This window comes from Streptomyces sp. NPDC050535, from assembly GCF_044457665.1.
Taxonomy (GTDB): Bacteria; Actinomycetota; Actinomycetes; order Streptomycetales; family Streptomycetaceae; genus Streptomyces.
Window position 1 is genome coordinate 53,538 of record NZ_JBITHE010000014.1, and the last position, 21,616, is coordinate 75,153.

Sequence of the window (21,616 nt, forward strand, 5' to 3'; positions counted from 1 at the left end):
TGGTGGTTACGAGAACAGCGCTCCGATGTCCGGCTTCTTGCCGCTGAAGATGCCGTCCTGTTCGCCGAGTTCGGCGAGCTTCTCCAGGGACGCGATGTCGACCTGGGCGGGCCAGTTCGGCAGCGTGAGCTTCGTCAGCACGTCGCTGCCGATCTTGGTGTAGGTGGTGAGGATCTGGCGTGCTTCGTCGGGGTGGCTGGAGGCGTACTCCAGCGACTCGGTCATCGCCTCCTCGAACTGCTTGACCAGGGCCGGATTCCGCTGCGCGATCTTCGTCGAAGTGAAGTACGTGGCGACGGTGAGCTTCGGGTCCGTCTCGGCGAACGGTGAGGCCACCACCCGTGCGCCCTGCCCCTTGGCGATGGTCTGGGCCGGCTCGCCCATCCACGCGGCGTCCACGCGCCCGCCGTCCAGGGCGGCCGGCATCTGGTCGAAGGGGATCTCGACGAACTTGACCTCGGCGGGGTCGCCGCCGTCAGTGCGCACCGACTCGCGGACCGTCGTGTCGCCGATGTTCTGCAGGGTGTTGACGGCCACGGTGCGCCCGGCGAGGTCCCTGGCCGACTTGACCGGGCTGTCCTTCTCGACGAGGACTGCGGTGACGTCGGCGCCCACCTTGCCGTTGGAGGCTGCGCCGTTGACCACGGACTTGACCGGCACGCCCCTGGTCTGGGCAAGCATCAGGGAGGTGGTGTTACTGAAACCGAACTGGAACTGGCCGCTCACCACACCGGGGATGATCGCGGCGCCGCCCTGGGCGCTCACCATCTTCAGGTCGATGCCGCGACTGCTGAAGAAGCCCTTCTTCTGTCCGAGGTAGAGCGGCGCCACGTCGACGATGGGAATGACGCCGACGGTGACCTGGGTTGCCTTGCCGTCCTCGGCCGACGAGGCGGCAGCGCTGCCCGAGTCCGGCGAACCGCACGCGGTGATGCCGGCGACGGTCATGGTGACGAGGGCCAGCCCGAGTGTGCACCTGTGCATGGGCTCCTCCTTGAGGAGAGCGAGATGTGTGCCGTGCGGGGGGAACCGGACGTCCGAATCGGCGGTATCCATGCGGCAAGAACGCTGACAGCGATGAGCGCTTGCCCTGGCGACGTGAGATCTGCGGGGCGAGAGGAAGTCTGCGGGGCGCGAGGGGGTCTGCGGAGACGGCCAGACTTGATGTTGTGCAGATTCTTGACGCCCGCAATCTACACATCTACTTTCGCCGTGTCAGTCCCCCCGGCCGAAGGAATTTGCCGATCTCCGTCCCCGCGCCACCACCCCCACCACGAGGAGCTCCGGCCCGTGAGCCACCGCATCCGCACCCGTACGCTCACCACCCTCGCGGTACTGCTTCTCGCCGCACCCTTCGCCCCGTCCACAGCCCAGGCCGCGGAAGCAGCCCGTATCGAGGGCCATCTACCGTCGGGCGCGGCCTACCTCATGGACATGCCGGCCAGGTGGAACGGGACCGTCCTGCTCTACAGCCACGGCTACACCCCGGTCGGCGCGCCGAACCCGGCGCGCGACTCCCCGGACGACACCACGGGACAACTGCTGCTCGGCCAGGGGTACGCGCTGATCGGTTCGTCGTACGCCACCAACGGCTGGGCGGTGACCGACGCCGTACCCGACCAGCTCGCGACCCTCGACGCGTTCACGTCCCGCTTCGGACCGGCCCGGCGGACCATCGCCTGGGGCACCTCCTACGGCGGTCTCGTCACCACCGCGATCGCCGAGCGGCACGCGTCACGCATCGCCGGTTCGCTCTCCATGTGCGGACTGGTCCAGGGCGGGGTGGCCAACTGGAACAGCACCCTTGACCCGGTGTTCGCCCTGAAGACCCTTCTCGCGCCCGACTCCGGTATCCGCCTCACCGGACTGGGCAGCCCCGCCGTCGCCGCCGAGCAGGCCGCCGCCATGACCGGTGTCGTCGGCACCGCCCAGCAGACGGCCGCGGGCCGAGCCCGCATCGCCCTGGCCGCGACGCTGCACAACATTCCCGGTTGGAACGATCCCTCACAGCCCCGCCCGGCCCCCACCGACTGGGACAGCCGGCAGGCGGCCCAGTACCAGGCCCTCGTCGGACTCGTGAGGCTTCCCGCCTTCGCATGGCGGCAGGAGGCGGAGACCCGGGCGGACGGCAACATGTCGTGGAACACCGGCGTCGACTACACCGCCATGCTCGGTCGGTCCCCCTACCGCAAAGAGGTCACCGAGCTCTACAAGGAGGCCAAGCTGTCGCTGAAGACCGACCTGGCATCCCTCAGGAACGCGCCGAGGACCAGCGCCGACCCGAATGCCGTCGACTGGATGAGCCGCACCAGCACCTTCACGGGCCGCCTCACCAAACCGCAGCTCAACATCCACACCACCGGCGACGCACTGATCCCTGTGCAGGCCGAGAGCGCCTATGCCCGCGCGGCGCGCGCCGGGGGCTCGGCGTCGCTGCTTCGCCAGCGGTACGTCGACAACGCCGGCCATTGCACCTTCAGCACCGGCGAGCAGATCGCCGCCCTGCACACCCTGGAGAACCGCGTCGACACCGGAAACTGGTCGAAAACCGCTCCCGCCGACCTCAACGCCCGGGCGACCGAGGCCGACCCGGCTTCCGCCGCGCGCTACATCGCGTACACGCCCGCGAGTTACCCCCGCCCGTACGACCGGTCCTCGGCGTGCGACGGGCCCCGCAGGTGACTCAGCTCCGTCTGCTCGGCGTGCTCCGGGCGACCGTACTCTTGCTCGCGTGAACGTGAACGCCACACCCCAGCGGGACCTCCCGCACCCGCCGGAACCGCCCGACTCCCCGGCCCGTGCGGGGAGTTCCGCGGCACGCCCGCAGTCACTCCTGCTGGCCTTCTTCGGAAACCACGCTCTGACCGAGGGCCCGCTCTGTGTCTACTCGGGCAGTGTCATCGACATCCTCGCCCGCGTCGGCGTCGGCGAGCAGGCCGTCCGTTCCACGCTCACTCGCATGGTCAATCGCGGCCTGCTGCTCCGCCAACGGCAGGGGCGGCGCATGTACTTCGGCCTGACCCCGCTCGCCACCCAGATACTGGAGGACGGCCGCCGCCGGATCTGGGAGACCAGCGCTGTCAACGACGACTGGGACGGCACCTGGACGCTCCTCGGCTTCTCACTCCCCGAGTCCTGGCAGCGCCAGCGTCACGACCTCCGCTCGCGCCTCACCTGGGCCGGTTTCGGCCCCCTCTACAACGGCCTGTGGATCGCCCCCGGACCCGCCGATGTCACGGACGTGATCACCGAGCTCGACCTCTCCGCGTACGTCAAGGTCTTCCACGCCCGCGCCGACGAGGGGACCGACATCCGCCTCATGGTCCGCGACACCTGGGACCTGGACTCACTGGCCGCCCGCTACACCGAATTCATCCGGTGCTGGAGCGACCATCCGGATGCGGGCACCGGCGACGCCATCGCGACCCGGCTGCGGCTGGTCAGCGAGTGGCTCGGGATCATCCGTACCGATCCCCGGCTGCCCGAGCAGCATCTTCCGCCCAACTGGCCCGCCCGGCAGGCGGAGGAGACCTTCCACCGTGTTGCCGCCCGCACCGAGGCCCAGGCCCACCTGATGGCCTCAACCATCCTCGACACCGTGCCGCTCGACGTGCCTTGACCACGCTGCTGTTCGGCCATGATTCGGTCTTCGATGTCGGCGAGAGTGCCCAGGACGGAACGCCGTGCCGAGCAGGGCGAAGCGCGGCGAAGAGCCTGTGGCGGTTCCCGCACGGCGAAGGTGCCCGGGAGTCCGCCGTGACGTCCGCCCCGGCGCGGGCGGTCGCCGGCACCTCCCGGATCCGCCCGCACGCCCCGCGCTCGGCGTGCGAAACAGCGCTCGCGCGCCGCCTGCGCGCCGACGCACGCCCTGGTGGCTGGTTCTTCACGCCCGCGAAATGGGAAATGTGGGTCGCGCCAGTCATTGGGCACCCCCAGAAAGCGACGCAACAGGGGGAGCGCGGCACGACGGAGCGGTCAGGCGGAAAGGCAAGATGGGGTACAGGAGGGGCGAGTGTGATCCGGGTGCTTCTGGTGCACGACGTGTGTCTGATGAGATCGGTACTGGCGGAGTGGCTCCGTCGAGAAGCCGACCTGCTGGTGTTCGAGGCTCCGTGGGGCGGTGCGCGCAGGAGCGTTCGATCACTGCAGCCGGACATCTGCGCGGCAGACATCGAGCGGGCGGACTCGTTCGGAACGCCGCCGCTGGGCGAACTCTGCGGTCGGAAGGGTAAGGACCCCCGACTGCTGGTGCTGGCCACGGCGCGCAAGCCCGGTCTGCTACGGCGCGCGTTCGACGCCGGGGCGCGCGGCTTCGTTGACCAGGAGAGCTCGCCGCAGCGGCTCGTCTCCGCGATCCGGAGTGTGGACGCGGGCGAGCGCTTCGTCGACGACTCGCTCGGCTTCGGCTTCCTCCAGGCCGCGCGGATGCCCCTGACCCGAAGAGAGCTGAGCGTGCTCTCACTCGCCGCCGACGGCGCCTCCGTCGCGGAGATCGCCGGCAGTCTTCATCTGTCCAACGGGACCGTACGCAACTACATGGCGGCCATCACGCGGAAGACCGGCGCCCGCAACCGCGTCGACGCCATCCGGATCTCGCAGGGAGAGGGCTGGTTGTGAGGGGCCCGACCAGGCCCCGACCAGGTCTCGGTAGAGAGGCGAGCGCTCCAGCAGTTGTTCGTGGGCGCCGTACGCGGTGCTGCGGCCGTCCATGACCAGCACCCGGTCGGCCCGCAGTGCGGAGCTGACCCGGTGCGCCACCACCACGAGGGTGCCGCCCCGCCGTGCGAAGGCGCGCTCCGCGCGGGCCTCCGCCTCGGGGTCGAGGTGACAGGTCGCCTCGTCGAGCAGGACCAGGGGGGCGTACGCGAGGTGGGCGCGCGCCAGCGCGATGAGCTGGCGCTCGCCCGCCGACAGGGTTCCCGGCGTGACCTGGCCCGTCGGCCCGCCCAGCCTCTCGAGCAGTGCGGTCATCCCCACGTCCTCCGCCGCGGTCAGCAACTCCGCCTCCGGCACGGCTCCCGCCCGCAGATGACCGAGGTTCTCGGCGAGCGTCCCGGTGAAGACGTACGCCTCCTGGGGGATGAGTACGCGGTGCTCCGTGGGACGGGCGCCGGGCACCCCGCGTACGTCCACGGAACCACCGGTCGGTTCGAGGAGTCCGGCCATGAGCGCGGTGAGCGTGGACTTGCCGATGCCGCTGGGGCCCACGATCGCCAGGTGGGTGCCGTGCGGGACCGACAGATCGAGGTTCTCGATCACGGGCTCGCTGGAGGGGCCGTAGGCGAAGGTGAGATGGGAGAGCGTGACGGCTGCGGGCGGGGCCGAGCATGCCGCCGAGGCCGTCGAAGGGGTCGGTACCGGTAGTGATGCCGGAGTCGGCTCGAGCCCCGCGTCCGGTGTGGTGACCGGGTCGCCCGGCGAGAGGCGGCGCAGGACCACCGCCAGCCTGGAGCCGCTCGTGCCCAGGCCGTGGATGAGGTTCTGCAGGGCCGGGAGCAGGGACTGGCCGACGTACGAGAGTGCGCCCACCAGGGCGCCCGCCGTGACGCCGTGTGCGAGGAGCCAGGGCGCGGTGGCGAGCAGGAGCACGAGCGGGAGCTGTCCGCCGATCGTCAGGGACACCACCCTCAGCACGCCCCAGCGGGCCAGCGAGCGCGCGGCACGCTGCTCGGCACCGATCCGCTCCTGCGCGCCGGCCGCGACCTGTTCCTCGGCACCGGCGGCCGTGATGTCCCGCAACCCCGGGCAGACGGCGCCCAGTTGAGCGGCGAGTTCCTCGTCGGCGACGAGGAAGGCCTCCTGTCGGCGGGTGAGCGGTCGCAGGGTCAGCACGAACAGGGCCACTCCGGCGGCGAGCGGCGGCACGACGACGAGGAGGAGCAGCGGAGCGAGCGAGAACAGGCCGACCAGGGCGCCCGCGGCGGTGAACACGAAGGAACGGGACACCATCACGATCCCGGCGAACGTGTCGCGGGCGATCTCCACCTGCTGGGTGAGCCGGGACAGCGCGCCCCTGTCCGCGTCCCGCACCCCCCGGTCGACCACGTCCCGCACGAGCCGGTCCCGCAACGGCTCGACCAGCGCGGCGACGGCCGCGTAGACCCGCCCGGTGCCGAACGCCCCGGCGAGAACGGCGACGGCGGCGGCCCCGAGCCAGCCGAGTCCCACCGTCGCCCGTCCGGCCAGGAACCCCGCGTCGAGGGCCCGCGCGAGCGCGTACCCGGTGAGGAAGGTCTGTCCGGACTCCAGCACGGACCACGCGGCGAGCCGCGCGACCACGCGCCACCTGGCCCGCAGGAAGCGGAACCCGCGCCGGTACATCCGGTCGCCGTTCATCGGCTGCCTCCAGCGCGCTCCTGGTGCGACGGCCCCGCGTCCCGGCCCGACGGCCCCGCGGCCTCGTCCGCGGCCGTACCGCCCCCGAACACCCGTCGGTACTCGGCCATCGTCCACAGCTCCTCGTGCCGTCCCACCGCCCGCACCCGGCCTGCGTCCAGCCATGCCACGTTGTCCGCCCGGGCCGCCGTCGACGCCCGGTGGGCGACGATCAGGCGGCTGCATCCGGGCATGTTCCTGAAGAGCGCCTCGGTGACGTGCCGTTCGGTCACGGTGTCCAGGCTCGACAGCGCGTCGTCCAGGATCAGCAGTCGGCCGCCGCGGGCGAACGCCCTTGCCAGACCGAGGCGTTGGACCTCCCCACCGGACAGCGGTGCCTCGGCGCATGGTGTCGCGTAGCCGTGCGGCAGGCGTCGGACGAAATCGTCGGCGCGGGCCGTGCGGGCGGCGGCCCGGATCCGGTGCGCGGGGGGCGTGGGACGGCCGAAGCCGATCGTGGCCTCGACGCTGTCGCCGAGCAGGGCGGGACGCTCGAAGGCATAACCGATCTCGCGGCGCAGTTCGTGCCGGTCCAGCTCAGGCAGCGGTACACCGTCGAGGAGCACGTCACCGTCGTCCGGGTCGGCCAGCCGGCCGGCGAGGGCGGCGAGCAGCGACTTGCCCGTGCCCGAGCGTCCGACGACGGCCAGTGTGGTCCCGCCGGGGACGATGAGGTCCACACCGTCCAGCACGGTCCGTCCGCCGCGGCGCACCGTGACGTCCCTCAGTTCCAAGTTCCCCCGGCCGGGCGGGAGATGCCGGGTCCCGTGCGCCGTCGCGGGCACGTCCAGCAGGTCGCCGAGGCGCCGCGCCGAGGCCCGTGCCTCGATCAGTCCGCCGAGCCGGCTGACCAGGACACCGACGCCCGCCGCCAGCACCGCGTACCGGGAGGCGGCGAGCAACTCACCGACGCTGAGCGCGTGTCGGGTGAGCAGGAGTCCCGCCGTGGCCAGCACCGCGATCTGCAGCAGTGGCGCCACCGCGACCGCCTGCGCGGCGGCGCGCCCCTGGACGCGCCACATCCGGTGGCCCTCGCGGGAGAGTTCGGGAAGCGGACGCAGGATGCGCGCCACCTCCTTGTCGGCGGTCCCGGCCGCCGCGATGGTGCGTGCTCCGTCGATCGCCTCCGTGAGCGAGCCCGCGATCCGACCCTGCGCGTCCTGGTAACGCGCCACGCACTCCGAGGAGTTGCGGGTGAAGCGCTTGAGGAGGGCCGCGACGACGGGCATCCCACCGAGGAAGACCAGCGCCAGCCGGTAGTCGATGAGCCAGAGCGCCACGACCGCCCCGAGGGGAGCTGCCAGAGCGGCGAGCAGACCGGCGAGTGTCGCCGGAGCGGCTCCCGCCTGGCCGGCGTTGCCCACGAGGCGCGCGACGAGTTCGCCCGGTCCGAAGCGGTGGCCGGCCCGCGGGCCCGCGGCCAGCACATGCCCGGTCAGTCGCTCGCGCAGCCATGCGGTGGCCCGGGCGTTCGTCGTAGCGCCGAGTACCGTCTCGCAGGCGTCGAGCACGGCGAGTACGAGCACCAGGGCCGTGCAGTACAGCACCCAGCGGGTGGCCTGGGAGGGGTCGGTGAGCAGGACGTCGAGCGCTCGGCCGAGCGTGGCCGGGAGCAGGAGGTTCGCCGCCGTCGCGGCCAGGGCCATCAGCCCCAGGGCCACACAGCGGACACCGCTGTGGCGGGCCGCCGCGAGCAGCAGCGCGTCGCCCGTCGAGGCGGACGGCCGGTCAGGGCGGGACGAGGTGGCGGGGCCAGGGGAAACGGTCACCGTGCGGCCTCCCGAAACGAGGACGGACCCCGGACGGCCCCGCCTCGTGAAGAGGCGGGAACCGTCCGGAGCCGTGGGCACGGTGCTGTCAGAGACAGAGCGTGATGCTGGCGGCGCTGACGCACGAGAGCAGGCTGAGTGTGCTGGGACCGCCCGTGCCGGTGGTCTCGTCGGACTCCATCGTCTGCAGGTCGAGAAGGGCCATGTCTTCTTTCCTTTCGTCGTGTTCCCTGTGCGGGGACGGGGTTGGTTCACGACTCCGCCAGGTGGCGGAGCCGAGTATCAGGGCCGCCGTCGAGGCGGCGGCAGGAACGGCAGTTGTGCGGGAACCTCGCCGTCGAGGGCGGCGCCCAGCGCGAGCAGGCACCCTGCCGTTCCGGTGCCCAGGTCCATGGAGAGACGCATCATCTGGTGGCCTGGGAAAGCCAGTTGGCCTTGATAGGGCATCGCGAACCAGCCGAGTCCAGCGACCTGCTCGGCTACCCGTTCGGGCGCCGCGCCGGTGCGACTCAGATGCAGGACCATGCCGGCCCTGCCCTGGAACATCCCTGGTTGGGCGTAGAAGCGCGAGGTCGAGGCGGTGAGGATGCCCGCGCGTGCCTGCGCGAACTCGCCCTTCCCGTCGCCGGGTTCGTCCTCGGCGTGTCCGAGGTAGTCGTCGAGCACCATGCCGATCCCGGTGCTGCCGTCGCCGAGATAGGGCAGCGTGCGCCATCCCTCGTCGACCTCGAGACTGCCGCCCGGGTGCACGAGGCAGCACTCCAGGTCACGCCGCAGTGCCTCGGCGGCCGACGCGAGCAGCGCCGGATCGCCGGTCGACTCGTACCGGCGCAGCAGGAACAGCGCGGGTCCGCTCGCGCCGCGCATGAGTCCGGCACGTCGCTTCTTCGTGGCGGGCCGCGGCTCGGCCAGGCGTTCCTGGAGGATCCGCGCCACCTCCGCGGCCCGTGTCTCCAGCTCGGGCTCCCCGGCCGTACGGCCCAACTCGTCCAGGACCAGGCCGAGTCCGGCGAGACCGCCCTGGAGGTCGGACGAGAGCTTGTGCCACTTCTCGTGGAGGACGGTGTCGACGAGATCCAGTGCCCGCTGCCGGTGCCCGAGCCTGCCGAGGACGTACGCGACGCCGGCGATCCCGTCGTACAGCCCGAGCGGCGTTCCGGCCGGCACCGGGTCCGTGTGGTCGAGCAGCCAGCGCTCGCCCTCCTCGTACCGGTCCACCCCGGTCTGCGACAAGGCGTACAGGACGCCCGCCGCGCCGTATGCGACTCCGAGGCCGCCGCCCTCGGAGAACTGCGTGATGTCGCCGGGGAAAAGGCGGTCGTCGCGCTCCGGGGTCGCCGAGGCGAGGATCGCCTTGACCATCGAGTCACGGCTGTACGGCCAGTCGCCGGGCTCGGCGAGAGTGGCGTACGGCGAGGAGGGCACGGCGGAAGGCGACACGGCCGCGGACGACTCCCCAGCGGCGCGGGAGGACGCCGGAGTCCGGGTGATCTCGGTGACCGCCTCCTCCAGGAACGCCCTCGGCACATCCGGGAACTGACCGAGGATGACCTCGGCGAGATGCGCGGCCTTTGCCCGGTCGACCACGAACAGCGTGGTGACCGGCATGAACAGGGCGAGCCGCAGGCACGCCAGCGCGTACCGGTCCACGTCCGCGCCCCGCCGGTCGGGCGGCGCGAAGAACCCGGGGTGGGCGACGACCTGGCGGCCGTCCTCCTCGATCGGCGCCGCCGCCTCGAAGTCGAGGAGGGAGACCGACTGCTCGTCGGGGGCGACCATGATGTTGAAGACGTGCAGGTCGTTGAAGGCGATCCCGCGCCCGTGCACGGCCTCCACCACTTCTTCGACCATGCGGTTGATGCGCAGTGCCCAGGCCGTGTAGTCGGCGACCGCGGCCGGGTCGGGGTCGGGGGAGAGCAGTGGATGCCGCTCGGCGAAGTAGGAGTTGAGCGGCCGCCCCTCCAGGAAGCTCATGACGAGGAAGCTGTGGTCACCGAGGGTGAACCAGTCACGCACCTCGGGCACCACGCCGAGCCCGGACACCCGCTCCAGGGCGTACTTCTCCCGCGCGAGCCGGGTGACGGCGTCCGCCCCGTCGGCGGCGAGCCCGGCGTGCGGCCGTCCTTCCTTGAGGACGACCCGCTGTCCGTCCCGGGTGTCGACGCCCGAGTACACACCGCCGCCGTTGGAGAAGTGCAGTGCCTTCTCGATGCGGTACGGCAGGTCGCCGACCGTGGTGGTGTTGCGTGCCGCGAGCTGGGGTTCCAGGAACGCGGGCAGCGTCACCCACTCCGGCACCTGGAAGGAGGGCGCGCGCCGGTCCGGGACCAGCCGGCCCTCGCTGTCCGTCACGGCGGGCACCAGCGTGCCGCGGTCGTCGACGACGAAGGACCGTGCGAAGGCGCCGTAGCGCACGTACAGCGGTCCCTCGTTCCAGCGCAGGTCGGTGAGGATGTACGGGCCGTCGAAGCCCTCCAGTAACGCGCCCAGTTCTTCCAGCACGGTCTGGAGCTGCTGCTCGTCGGCCGGGTAGAGGGTGACGAACTTGCCGCTCCCGTCGCGGGCCGCGTACTTCACGTTCCGCAGGTGCAGCAGGTGCGGACCCGGGACGAACTTGAACGGGATCGCCCTCGGCACGCAGTAGTCCCACACGATGCCGGCTATCCGCTCCGCGTTCTCCCGCGTGGCCGAGGCGTGGATCTTCCACCCCTGGGTCGGCCCGGACCGCGGCCTGCCCTCCGTGTCGACGGGCGTCAGTGCCAGCCAGTCGCCGATCCGCGCCGCCCGCCATCCGGTGGGCACCGCCCGCTTGGCCGTCTCGTAGGCGGGCGCCGCGTCGAGCCCCTCTCCGGCCAGCCGGTCGGGCGTCTCGTAGAAGTGTCTGTCGGCCAGTGCGTAGACCTCGTAGCGCTTGTCCATGGAAACCCCCTCCGGCTCTTGATTGAGAGTTCCACCTCAACCCGGGCACGGACAGTCACACCTGTCACGAGGTCACCGTGAGGAATGCACGGCTTTTCGCGTGAGGGCTGACGCGGGCGGTAGCCGGGCGCTGCTCAACAGGCCCGCGGGGCACGTCGGTTGTGCCAGTTCGTGGCGATGCGCCTGGTCGGCATCGAGTCCTTCTGGCTGATCCGCTCCAGCGGGAAGACCTCTGTGCGGGATGCGGCACTCAGGCCGGAGAGCTGTCCCGGCTGCGTTCTTCGGCCTGCCGTGCGACAGAGGTGACGATGAGGTCGAGCGCGTACTCGAACTCCTCGTCGTGGTTGAACCGCGCCAGGTACGGAGCGGCCTCGATCACCGAAGGCAGCCCCGAGGCCTCGAGTTCGCGCTGCCGCTTCGCCGCCGCTTCGGCACCGACCTCTCCGAATGTCGGGCCCGCGGTGACCTCGCGCAGAAGGGTCCCCACGACCGAGGCCAGGAGCGTCCTCAGCAGGTGAACCGACTCGTCCGGTCCGCAACCGGCGGCGCGCAGCACCGACAGCATCCTGTCCACCGGGTGAAGGCCGACCGGGGAGGAGAGCTGCCGGGTCAGCACGAGGGCGCCGGCGCGCGGGTGTGCGAGGGCGCCGGCGCGGAAGGCCCGCCCGATCGCCCGTAGATCCGTGTCGAGCGACCCCGTCGACTCCGGGAACGTGACTCCGATCAGGATGTGCTCGGCGACAGCGTCGAGGAGCCTGTCCTTGCCGTCGACGTAGTTGTAGAGACTTTTCGCGTCGACCCCGAGGCGCCGAGCCACGGTGCGCATACTGACGCCCTCGACACCCTCGTCGTCGATGACGGAGATCGCGGCCTCGACGACGGCGGCCCTGGTCAGAGTCCCGGCGCCCTTGGGGGGCCGGCCGCGTCGGGGCGGCGTGCCGGGCTGGTCGTCGGCGGGTGCCGCCTGCGTGGTCATCGCTCCATGATGCCTCATTCTTGCGGAAACCCACGGTGTGGACTATAACCGTGCAAGGAAATACCCACAGCGTGGACTAATTCAGCGTGGACCCGTCCGGGAGGCCGACATGCAGCCCTTTCCGTGGAGCACGACGAACGTGGCCGACCTGCCGAGTGTCGGAACCCCGATCGACACACTCACCGATCACAGCCGTCTGCCCGGAGGCCCGGGAGCGCGGCTGGTGGCGGTCCGTACCGAGGCGGCGGCGTTCAAAGGGGAGTTCGCGGCGACGGGTACGCCCGACAGCATCAGAACCTGTGACCTGGTCACACTTCCCTACCCGACGCGGTTCGGCCTCTTCCGTGCCTCACGCGCCCTCGCACCGTTCCTGTCGATCACCAACCGCATGCTGGTCATCCGCTGGCACGAGAGCGACGGCCGGGCGCGTGTCCTGCTGTTCGAGCCCAGCGACGTCGAACTGGGCCAGTACACCCCGTACTTCGACAGACTGGCCCAGCGGACGCCCGACATCATCGCTCGCCGGATGGTGCGGCGCCACGCGACGGTGCTGGACCATCTCGCCGGCCTGGGTGTCACGCCCCAGGAGGTGGACTATCTGATGTTCGACCACCTCCACACCCAGGACCTCCGGCGCTGGGTGGGCACCAAGGCGTACCAGGAGGACCTCGATGGACAGCCGGAGGCGGCCTTCCCGAACGCCAAGGTCATCGTGCAGCGGGACGAGCTCGTGGGCATGGCCGAGCTGCATCCGCTGCAAAGGCCCTGGTACCAACCGGCCTCCTACCGTGACGTCCCCGCCGAGGCGTTCCTCCCGATCGAGGGCTCGGTGATCCTCGGCCCCGGCATCGCCGTGGTGAAGACGCCGGGGCACGTGTTCGGCAACCAGAGCCTGGTCCTCAACACGGCGACGGGAGTCTGGGTCAGCAGCGAGAACGTCATCGCGGCCGAGTGTCTGGCCCCGGAACACTCCAAGCTCCCCGGGGTGGCGAAGTGGAGCCGCGAGTGGGAGTTCGAGGCCGTGCTGAACGCCAACACCATCGAGACCACGGCCGACCAGTACAACTCGGTCATCCTCGAAAGATCCCTCACCGATCCGAGCCAGCAGGACCCGCGTTTTCCGCAGTTCTTCCCCTCCAGCGAGCTGACGGGCGCCTGGACGAACCCCGGCACGAAGCCGACGTTCAGCCACCGCGCCATCACCCACACCCGATAGCGAGTCGTGACCATGAACCGTTTCGTACTTCCCGACGAGTCCGTGCTCCGCGCTCGCGAGAAGCTCGTCCTCGACCACTTCCGCGACGAGGTGATCCAGGACTGGGACGCCACCCTGTCCACCTTTCCCCACCCGCACTACGAACTCATCGCGTCGATGACGGTGCATGACGGCGACGCGCAGGTGCGCACGTACTACGACGACACACGCGTCGCCTTCCCCGACCAGCACCACGAGATCATCGCGTTCCGTCACAGCGTCGACGCCGTCATCGTCGAGTTCTGGCTGCTGGGCACACAGTTGGGCCCCCTCGGCAAGATCCCGCCGACGGGTTCCCCCCACCGCACACGCATGAACGCGTACTTCATATTCGACGAGAACGAGAACCTCGTCACCGAGCGCATCTACTTCGATCAGCTGACGATCCTGCGGCAACTGCTGGCGGGTGTCGACAAGCGCAGGCCGAGCGGCCTGGTCAAGCTCGCCCGCATCGTCAGGGGCGTTCTCTCCATGACGGGCGGCAAGCCCGACGCACGGCTCATCGAGACGACTCCGCCCGACTTCGTCCGCTGACCCCGAACCGACGGCAGCCCCTAGGCCATGACCGAGATGATCGAGGCTCTCCGGTGAAAGTCCACCACCTCAACTGCGGGACGATGCGACTGCCGGGCACCGCCCTGGTCTGCCATGTGCTGGCGGTCGAGACCAGCCAGGGGCTGACGCTCGTCGACTCCGGGTTCGGCATGCGGGACATCGCGGACCCCACCCGTCGTCTCGGCGGTCTGCGGCACGTCATTCGCCCAGCTCTCGATCCGCGGGAGACCGCGCTGCACCAGATCGAGCAACTGGGCTTCACGGCGGAGGACGTCACGCACATCGTGCTGACCCACGCCGACCTGGACCACATCGGAGGACTCGCCGACTTCCCCGGCGCACAGGTCCACCTCACGGCAGCGGAAGCCCGAGCGATACTGTCACCGGCCACCCGACTGGAGAAGAGACGGTACCGGCGCACGCAACTGTCCCACCGTCCACGGCTCGTCGAGCACGGCCCGACCGGAGAGGAATGGCGGGGGTTCGCGGCCGCGCGGCAACTCACCGACATCGACGACGGCATCGTGCTGGTTCCCATGCCCGGTCACACCCGAGGGCACGCGGCCGTCGCGGTCGACGCCGGTGACCACTGGGTCCTGCACTGCGGCGACGCCTTCTACCACCCGGGCACACTCGACGGGACAGCCCGACCTCCGGTCTCACTGCGCATACAGGAACGCCTCGTGGCCCACGACATCAAAGCGCTGAGGGCCAACCAGGAGCGCGTCGTCGAACTCCAGCAAGGCGACCAGGAACACCTGATGGTGGTCTGCGCCCACGACCCAGCCACGTTCGAATCCGCACGCACCCGCTGATACTCGGCACACGGCGACCACCGGGGCGGCACCGGGCTTTCACGTCGGACACCCCGCGCAGGGGACTGTGCGCGGGGTGCCGGTGGGCTGTCCGGACGTCAGGCGCAGAGGACCCGCGTCTCGGGTGTGTAGACCGGGCCGCCGCTGGTGTTCGTCGTGTCGCTGAACTCGGCGTAGTAGTAGGAGTAGAAGCCGATGTTGCCGTTGCAACCGGAGTCGGCGGCGACCTGCAGGGTCAGCGTCACGGTCCGGCTCTGCCCGGGCGGGATCGTGGCACCGTAGTTCGGGCCGAGGTTGGCGGGCCCGGTGCCGGCGCAGGGGACGCTGCCGGTGTCCGTGGTCAGGCTGCAGTCGGTGAAGCTGTACTTGAGGTCGGGCCGCTGGGTGGTCAGCCAGGTGGGGTCGATCGTCTGGTAGACGAACAGGACGTCGTAGGTCTTGTTGTTGGTCAGCGTCATCGAGAGTTTCACCGTGCCGCCGGGCGTCGTGGTGGCGGAGTCGGTGGCGAACGTCAGGTCGGTGTCCGCCGCACTCGCACTCGGGGCCAGGCCGAAGACGGCGAGGAGGAAACCGAGGACGGTGGCGAGACCCAGGCGTCTCATTCGTGGTGATCGCATGGTTCGGGAGGCTAGGCGGGCCGCGCGCACACCGTCTGCCCCGCGAAGATCGCCCCGAACGCGGACCGGCCGAATGTGTTCCTCGTGTGACAGCGGTGCGGCGAGCATGTGAAGTGATCACCCGGGCCGCATACGCGCACGGCAGGGGAGGGGTCGCGGGGCTCGCCGGGGCGGAGACATTGCTGCCGGCTGCGAGGCGGGGTTTGGCGATATTGGCGTGATCCGTGATGTGTCGGATGTCGTAACGCCTCGCGTGGTGTGGATGTTCTCGGGCATTTGTCGATTTCCGGCCTCAAGGTGCGAGGGGGGCCGCTGGAGACAGGGGTGGCGTAGGCCGGGCGGGCTGTCTCCATGAGCTCGACGATCACCTCGTACTGCCGGCCACGCACCTCCACGACTGGGCCCTGCTGCGAAAGTGCTGGTGACGGCCATCCGTTGGGACTGTGACCAGCACTTCCGGCCGCCTCTGGAGGCCAAGCGGCCGGTCAGCGCACCAGCAGGTCGATCACGCCCGTCAAGTCCTCCTCGCCACTGCCCTCGGCCAGGCGGCGGCGCATCAGCTCGAAGTAGGGGCTGAGCAGTTCAGGGCTCACACCCTGCTGCTCGGCGGTGCTCAGGAAGGTCGGCGTGCCGGCCACCTGCATGGCGAGACCGGAGACGACACCTTTGGTGTAGTCGCCGCTCCGCAGCTGGTCGGCGGTCTGGTGAACTGCCGGGGCCATCGCGACGAGCCAGTCGGCGAGCAGCGGGGCGAGCGACACCGGGTCGATGTCCTCCTTGCGGATCAGGGCGAAGGCGTGCGCGGCCCCGGCGAACATCCCGTACATGGCGCTGAGCAGGGCGACGTCGTGCAGGGCCGCGAAGCCCGCGTCCCTGCCGACGTATGTGGTGCCGGCCGGGACGCCCAGGGTCTCCCGATGCCGCTCGAACAGTTTCCGCGAGCCGCTGTAGAAGACATAACCGCCGGCTTCCGGGACGCCGATCATGGGAGGGACAGCCATGATCCCGCCGTCAAGGTAGCGGGCGCCGCGCTCGCGGGCCCATTCGGCGCGGGCGCGGGCCTCGGCAGGGGTGCTGGTGGTCAGGTTGACCAGGTCCCTGTCGGTCAGGTCGGCGCCGGCCAGCACCTCGCCGACCGAGGCGTCGTCCAACAGGCAGACGACGACCAGGGTGTTGGCTGCGACCGCCTCGGCGGCGCCGTCCGCGACCCTCGCACCCTGGGCGGCGAGTGCCGCGGCGCGGGCAGGGGTGCGGTTCCAGACGGTGACCGGGTGGCCGGCGGAAAGCCAGGTACGGGCCAGCGCGGTTCCCATCGCGCCGAGGCCCAGCAGCGTGACGGATGTCTTCTCAACAGTGTTGTGTGCCATGCGGATTAGGCTGGCCGCAGGCCCGGAAGTGATCAAGTACGCACTGCGGAGTGCGTGGTTACCCCGGGGTGAGCGAGCAGGTCAGAAGGGTGGGGCATGACGACGCTGAACCGGCCGGGCGCACCGGACGGACACGCCTGCGGGATCGACACCGCGATGGAGGTGATCGGCGGCAAGTGGAAGGTGCTGATCCTCTGGGCGCTCCACGAGCACTCCCACCGCCGCTTCGGCGAGCTGCGTCGGCTGCTTCCGGGGATCACCGAGAAGGTGCTTGCCTCTCACCTGCGCGAGATGGAAGCGGACGGTGTCGTGCACCGCGTCTCCTACGACGAGGTGCCGCCCCGCGTCGAGTACTCACTGACCGAGGAAGGAACGCGCCTCAACGAAGCACTCCAGCCGCTGGCCGCCTGGGGACGCGAGCGGCCGGCTGCGCAGTCGCCACAGGGGCCCGTCCCGGCCGATCACGCCGGCGAGGCGCCGCCGCTTTCCGGCGACCTGATCGGCCGGACAGGTCCTACTCGATATCCGCGGTCACTCCTGCCCGATGCTGAGAGCGATGAGGGAGGCGGCTCGCGTGGCTGATCCGACGACCCGGAGCGCCACGTAGCGGGCAGTGCTGTCGGTGCGCAGGGCGCCGCGCGCCGACAGTCGCGCCGCGCGGCTGTAGGTACGGCCGTCCAGGCTGAACTCGACCTGGGACGGCGGGACTTCGCCTCCTCGCCACTGGGTCCGGATCTCGCTGATGTGCTGTTCGGCACCCAGGTCGACGACCATGCGACCGTCGGGGCCGGGCGACCACGCGGTGCGCGCGTCGCCGTCGACCGCGGCCCCGGGGTCCGTCATACCGGGCGGCAGCGGTGCGGTAGGGAAGACGGTGCGGCCGAGTGCCAGGTCGGCGAGCGGGTAAGCCGTGGCGCGCGGCACGGTGACGGTGGTCGTACGGCCCGTACGGACCGTGGCACCGACGGTCCTGCCCTGTGCGGAGACGGTGACGTGGCAGGAGGGTCCGGTGAGCCGTACGGTACGGCCGTCGCGCACCTCGGCGCGGAGCCCGACAGGAACGCGGGCGCCGGAAAGGACGATGCGCGCGGGCGCCAGGGTCGCGGAAGCGGCGGACAGTTCGGCGTGGAAGGCCGTTCCCGACCCTGTGACGGTCTGCACACCTTGGTAGAGGTGAATTCCCTCGGCGGGCGAACCCGGGATCGTCACGGTGGTGGTCACCGGGTCCGGGGAGAGGTTGAACAGGCTCAGGTGGTGATCGGTGAGAGCGGCCTTCACCCGAGCGGACTGCGCCGATGGCGTCTTACGGGCGGCCGCGGAACGCAGTTCGTCGGGCGTCGCACCGGGGAGTGCCTCGACCAGCACGCTCTGGGCCGGTCCGTCGGAGAGGACGACCGTGTCGCCGTACACCGACAGCGGGTTGGAGCCGCCCCGTACGAGGAGTCCCGCGCGGCCGTCGATGTCCAGCCATCCGCCCCGGCTGGTGAGATCCGGTCGTGGCCAGGCGGCCAGCTCGGTCCACTGCCGCCCGTCCACCGATCCCTCGATCCGGTACGCACGGCCCGCCGCGGCCTCCCAGCGAAGCGTCACCCGGTCCACGTCCTGCGACGTGCCCAGGTCGACCGCGATCCAGCTGTCCGCACGTGGACGGTCCGCGCGGGACACCGCCCAGCGGCTGGTGGCGACCCCGTCGACGGCGAGTGCGGGCTCCTTGCCCGGGTCGAAGGAGGAAGTGGAGGCTGTCGATGTGGCCGCACGCGCCAGGTCGCCGCCCGAGGCTCCGTCACGTATCTCGAAGGCGTACAGCGAATAGCCGTACGACGGGTCGGGACGCACCCCGAGCATCCGCAGAAGACGGAACCGGCCGCGTGGAAAGGTGAGTTCGTCGACGCGCGGTCCGGTGGACGTGGTGGCACCGCTTCCGGCCGCGACCGTCGTGCTCCCCTCGGCCACCCGGTAGGTCCGGTTCCCGTCCAGCCCCGGCACTCCGGGCATGGTCAGGTTGCGCACCTCCAAGTGGCCCTCGCCGTAGGCCGTTCCGGAGGACGCGTACACGACCGCGCCGGACGGCAAGGTGGTGAACCCCGCATACCCCTGGTCCAGCGTGAGCAGGCTCGCGCTGCCGTCGAACCCGTCCCGTGACCGCGAGTACGTGACGACCGAACGCCCGGTGACCTTGGCGCCGGTGCTCGGCAGGAACATCGGTGTCGTACCGCTGAGCGCGAACAGCCAGTCGTCGTGTGCCGGTTGCCAGGCGAACTTGACGAAGCCGGGCTTGCTGACGACACCGGACCACGCGCCCGGCGACTGATGGGAGACGAGTCCGGGTCCGGTGCCGTAGTCGGCGACGCCGCTCGCCAATTCGAAGAGCTCACGCTGTGACAGGGGGCGCACGGGCGCTTGCCCCGACCGGGCCCGCCACTCGTGAAGCAGGTAGCTGATGGCCAGTTCGGCCCGGGCCTCCGGCTCGTACTTGGGCTCGCCCGAGAACTTCGCGAGGCGGTACTGCGGCGGATACTGCTGGTAGGCCTCCAGGCGCTCGGCCAGGGCCACTTCACAGCGGGCCGCCGCACGGTCACCGACCACCTGGGCCAGGAAGGCGAGCGGAATGACGTCCCGGCCATAGAGGTGCTCGCGGTCGGCGACCATCGGCATCAGGGGCTCTCCGGCATCGCTCATCACCCCGAGCAGGGTGCGCCACAGCGGCCCGGCGTTCGGCTGCGCCGTGAGCACCTCGGGCAGAGCCCGTCCGGCGGCGAGGAAGTGGGCGCTGTTGCGTCCCGAGGTACGCCAGAGTTCCTGCTGGTAGTGCGGGCCGAACGAGCCGTGGTTCTCGACGATGAACGTGTCATGGAGGTTCTGCGCGGTGTTCGCGCTGACGGCGACCCCGTCCACACGGGCCGGGTTGGCGAGGTCGGCGGCGGGCAGGCCCGCCTCGTTGCGGCCCCACCGGCCGAACGCCGCGCGCCATGTCTCGTACCGCGGATCATCGCTCGCCCAGGCCAGACCGGGGGCCAGCGACTGGGTGTAGACCCCCATCTCCTCCAACTTGGTGTCGCCGTCGAAACCCCCGGTCAGGCCGTGCGGGGTCCAGCCGCCGGAGTCGGGGTCGTCGCTCGTGCCCAACTCCGTGGTGAACTGGGCCTGTTCGCGGGCGATGGCGTCGACGTTCCGGCGTGTCGCCTCGTCGAGGTCGTCCCACAGCAGGCGGGCCGCGAGCACGAAGTACGACTGGAACGTGGTGTCCCAGAACAGCTTCCGCCCCCACAGGGCGCCCCCGGCCAGCCGGTTGGAGGCCGCGAAGTACTTCAGCGTGGCGAGGGTCCTGGCGCGCAGGGTGTCCTTGTCGACTCCGGCACGCTCGGCGTCGTACGGGCCCCGGGTCAGCAGGACGGCGTTGCCGAGGACGACCGCGAAGCCGAAGTCCTTGTCGGTGTAGTGCCCTTGGGCCGGGTCCCAGCGCTCTTCCGACCACCGGGTGTGGGAGAGCAGCACGCGGTAGTACGTGTCGGAGACAGGGTCCGATGCCGGGGTGGTCGTGGGTGTCGCGGCGGAGGCCCGGCCCGCAACCGAGGTGAGCGGGAGGCCGGCCACGATGCCGGAAGCGCCGAGCAGCCGCACGGCTTGACGGCGAGTGAACCCCACGGCGTGGTGCGACATCGGCAGAACCTCTCGACAACGTTGTCAAAGTGTCTGGTCATCTTGTGGCCGAGCCATCCGCACGTCAAGACTCTTGTCGCCCCTTGTGGCACTCGGCAGATCGTGCGGGTTCCGTCCCCGGTGACGCGTTCCCGACGCCACCGGGGTGGCCTTCCGGCCCTCCGAAGACCTCACGGGGTGGGCGGCACGGCGGGTCAGCCTCGCGCCAACGCGATGGCGCCGCGGCACGCCCGTTCTCCTGAGCCGCGCTGCGCGAGTTGTAGAAGACGCCGAGGTGTTTGCGCTTGGCGAAGTCGTTGCCGACCTCGGTGATCATGGTGTCTCCGCCGCTCGCCTTGTCCTTGTTGTGGACGACGTAGGTGTCTGTTGTCGCGGTAGAGGAGGTGCGGGCCGCCGACGTTGACCGCGCCGACATCGCCGTGCCGGATCAACGGCTGCTGATCGCAGGTCCAGGTACGGCCGTCGCCGGACCAACCCCAGTGGATGTCACGGTGGTTGGTGGTGTTGTTGAGCATGAACACCATCACGTAGCGGGACCCGCGTGAGGGCAGGTCGTGGCGGAAGGCCCGGGCGTACGAGGTCTCCGTGGTGCCCGCCGGAAGCATCGAGGTCGACAGCACGACCTTGTCGTACGTGAAGCGGGTCCCGTCCGCCGAGCGGGCGAGGCGGGTTGTGGTGTTCTCGCCGTGGAAATACAGCCAGAACTCCTTGGCGTCCGCGTTCCACAGCACGTGGGGGGCGAGACATGGCTGACGGAGTAGTGCGGGGACCGCTTGTCGGAGACGATCGGGTTCGACGGGTACTCCGTGAACGGGCCTTCCGGCGAGTTGTCGTAGGCCAGGCAGATCCCACCGGGTGCGTCGTGCGGCGCGTAGTACAGGTAGTAGCGGCCCAGCGGAGAGCTGAGCTTGTCGGAGACGCCCCGGATGCGCGGAAAGATGATCTCGCCGGTGGGGTTGTACTTGAGCTGAGACGGCGTCAGAAGCGTGCGGGAGTAGGTGTAGTCGGGAATCCGCCGGGCGCGGCGGCCGAGGGCTGGGCGCCGAGTGCTGTGCCGTGCCGGGCGGCAGTGTCGACGGTGCGAGATCCGCGTAACGCCTTGCCGTCGACGGTGATCGCCCGTTGGCCTGTCGCATCTCTTTGTCGACTTTGGACGGTGGCTTGGCGGTCGTCGCTCTGGCCGGGGGTGACCCGGCCGGAGCGACGCCGGTGCGGAGCAACGCCGTGATCATCGCGGCCGGGACCCTGCGGTAGCCGACTGTGGACGTCGGCATTCTTTCTCGCGCACCACCGACGGCATACGCATCA

General features: G+C 70.5%; 15 protein-coding genes and 2 pseudogenes. 7 read left to right on the forward strand and 10 right to left on the reverse strand.

Annotated elements, in window-relative coordinates; all coding sequences use genetic code 11:
• Nucleotides 1-6: 6 nt before the first annotated feature.
• Nucleotides 7-984, reverse strand: coding sequence for an ABC transporter substrate-binding protein (locus tag ACIBLC_RS27905; RefSeq protein WP_399213983.1), 978 nt, complete (start codon nt 982-984; stop codon nt 7-9).
• A gap of 306 nt (nt 985-1,290) precedes the next feature.
• On the opposite strand from ACIBLC_RS27905, the gene ACIBLC_RS27910 reads away from it, so the two are divergent.
• The 3 genes and pseudogenes from ACIBLC_RS27910 to ACIBLC_RS27920 form a co-directional block, all read left to right on the forward strand.
• On the forward strand, nt 1,291-2,682 hold the full coding sequence (locus ACIBLC_RS27910; RefSeq protein WP_399213984.1) for an alpha/beta hydrolase family protein: 1,392 nt from the start codon (nt 1,291-1,293) through the stop codon (nt 2,680-2,682).
• A 49-nt stretch (nt 2,683-2,731) separates the two neighbouring features.
• Nucleotides 2,732-3,619 carry a PaaX family transcriptional regulator C-terminal domain-containing protein gene (locus tag ACIBLC_RS27915; protein ID WP_399213985.1) on the forward strand — a complete coding sequence of 296 codons (888 nt, stop codon included), beginning with the start codon at nt 2,732-2,734 and terminating at the stop codon, nt 3,617-3,619.
• 431 nt (nt 3,620-4,050) lie between these two features.
• Nucleotides 4,051-4,533: pseudogene (locus tag ACIBLC_RS27920) on the forward strand (LuxR C-terminal-related transcriptional regulator); the annotation flags it as partial.
• Here ACIBLC_RS27920 and ACIBLC_RS27925 read toward each other — a convergent pair.
• The 5 genes from ACIBLC_RS27925 to ACIBLC_RS27945 all read right to left on the reverse strand — a co-directional run bounded on the left by ACIBLC_RS27925 (nt 4,459) and on the right by ACIBLC_RS27945 (nt 12,039).
• Nucleotides 4,459-6,336, reverse strand: a complete 1,878-nt coding sequence (locus ACIBLC_RS27925; RefSeq protein WP_399213987.1) for an ATP-binding cassette domain-containing protein — start codon at nt 6,334-6,336, stop codon at nt 4,459-4,461. The pseudogene ACIBLC_RS27920 and the gene ACIBLC_RS27925 sit on opposite strands and share 75 nt — an antisense overlap.
• On the reverse strand, nt 6,333-8,144 hold the full coding sequence (locus ACIBLC_RS27930; protein WP_399213988.1) for an ABC transporter ATP-binding protein: 1,812 nt from the start codon (nt 8,142-8,144) through the stop codon (nt 6,333-6,335). The genes ACIBLC_RS27925 and ACIBLC_RS27930 overlap by 4 nt, the downstream gene beginning before the upstream one ends.
• Nucleotides 8,145-8,232: 88 nt before the next feature.
• On the reverse strand, nt 8,233-8,349 hold the full coding sequence (locus tag ACIBLC_RS27935) for a SapB/AmfS family lanthipeptide (RefSeq protein ID WP_399213989.1): 117 nt from the start codon (nt 8,347-8,349) through the stop codon (nt 8,233-8,235).
• A 77-nt stretch (nt 8,350-8,426) separates the two neighbouring features.
• Nucleotides 8,427-11,063 carry a class III lanthionine synthetase LanKC gene (gene lanKC, locus ACIBLC_RS27940; protein WP_399213991.1) on the reverse strand — a complete coding sequence of 879 codons (2,637 nt, stop codon included), beginning with the start codon at nt 11,061-11,063 and terminating at the stop codon, nt 8,427-8,429.
• A gap of 250 nt (nt 11,064-11,313) precedes the next feature.
• Entirely contained in the window at nt 11,314-12,039 is a 726-nt protein-coding gene (locus ACIBLC_RS27945; RefSeq protein WP_399213992.1) for a TetR/AcrR family transcriptional regulator, read from the reverse strand.
• A gap of 109 nt (nt 12,040-12,148) precedes the next feature.
• On the opposite strand from ACIBLC_RS27945, the gene ACIBLC_RS27950 reads away from it, so the two are divergent.
• Genes ACIBLC_RS27950 through ACIBLC_RS27960 form a run of 3 tightly spaced genes read left to right on the forward strand, consistent with a single transcriptional unit; the run spans nt 12,149 to nt 14,664 of the window.
• Complete coding sequence (locus ACIBLC_RS27950; RefSeq protein ID WP_399213993.1) at nt 12,149-13,255, forward strand: hypothetical protein; 1,107 nt, start codon at nt 12,149-12,151, stop codon at nt 13,253-13,255.
• Between the two features lie 12 nt (nt 13,256-13,267).
• Nucleotides 13,268-13,828, forward strand: coding sequence for an ester cyclase (locus tag ACIBLC_RS27955; RefSeq protein WP_399213994.1), 561 nt, complete (start codon nt 13,268-13,270; stop codon nt 13,826-13,828).
• A 53-nt stretch (nt 13,829-13,881) separates the two neighbouring features.
• Nucleotides 13,882-14,664 carry an MBL fold metallo-hydrolase gene (locus ACIBLC_RS27960; RefSeq protein WP_399213995.1) on the forward strand — a complete coding sequence of 261 codons (783 nt, stop codon included), beginning with the start codon at nt 13,882-13,884 and terminating at the stop codon, nt 14,662-14,664.
• A 98-nt stretch (nt 14,665-14,762) separates the two neighbouring features.
• On the opposite strand, the gene ACIBLC_RS27965 is transcribed toward ACIBLC_RS27960, so the two are convergent.
• Both ACIBLC_RS27965 and ACIBLC_RS27970 read right to left on the reverse strand, forming a co-directional pair.
• Nucleotides 14,763-15,266, reverse strand: coding sequence for a hypothetical protein (locus tag ACIBLC_RS27965; RefSeq protein WP_399213996.1), 504 nt, complete (start codon nt 15,264-15,266; stop codon nt 14,763-14,765).
• A 500-nt stretch (nt 15,267-15,766) separates the two neighbouring features.
• Nucleotides 15,767-16,648 carry an NAD(P)-dependent oxidoreductase gene (locus ACIBLC_RS27970; protein WP_399213997.1) on the reverse strand — a complete coding sequence of 294 codons (882 nt, stop codon included), beginning with the start codon at nt 16,646-16,648 and terminating at the stop codon, nt 15,767-15,769.
• Between the two features lie 96 nt (nt 16,649-16,744).
• Between ACIBLC_RS27970 and ACIBLC_RS27975 the strand changes: the two genes are divergently transcribed.
• Nucleotides 16,745-17,230 carry a winged helix-turn-helix transcriptional regulator gene (locus ACIBLC_RS27975; protein ID WP_399213998.1) on the forward strand — a complete coding sequence of 162 codons (486 nt, stop codon included), beginning with the start codon at nt 16,745-16,747 and terminating at the stop codon, nt 17,228-17,230.
• Here the strand turns inward: ACIBLC_RS27975 and ACIBLC_RS27980 are convergent.
• Both ACIBLC_RS27980 and ACIBLC_RS27985 read right to left on the reverse strand, forming a co-directional pair.
• Nucleotides 17,180-20,308, reverse strand: coding sequence for a discoidin domain-containing protein (locus ACIBLC_RS27980; RefSeq protein ID WP_399213999.1), 3,129 nt, complete (start codon nt 20,306-20,308; stop codon nt 17,180-17,182). The two genes, ACIBLC_RS27975 and ACIBLC_RS27980, sit on opposite strands and share 51 nt — an antisense overlap.
• Before the next feature lie 211 nt (nt 20,309-20,519).
• Nucleotides 20,520-21,424: pseudogene (locus ACIBLC_RS27985) on the reverse strand (hypothetical protein); the annotation flags it as partial.
• Nucleotides 21,425-21,616 lie beyond the last annotated feature (192 nt).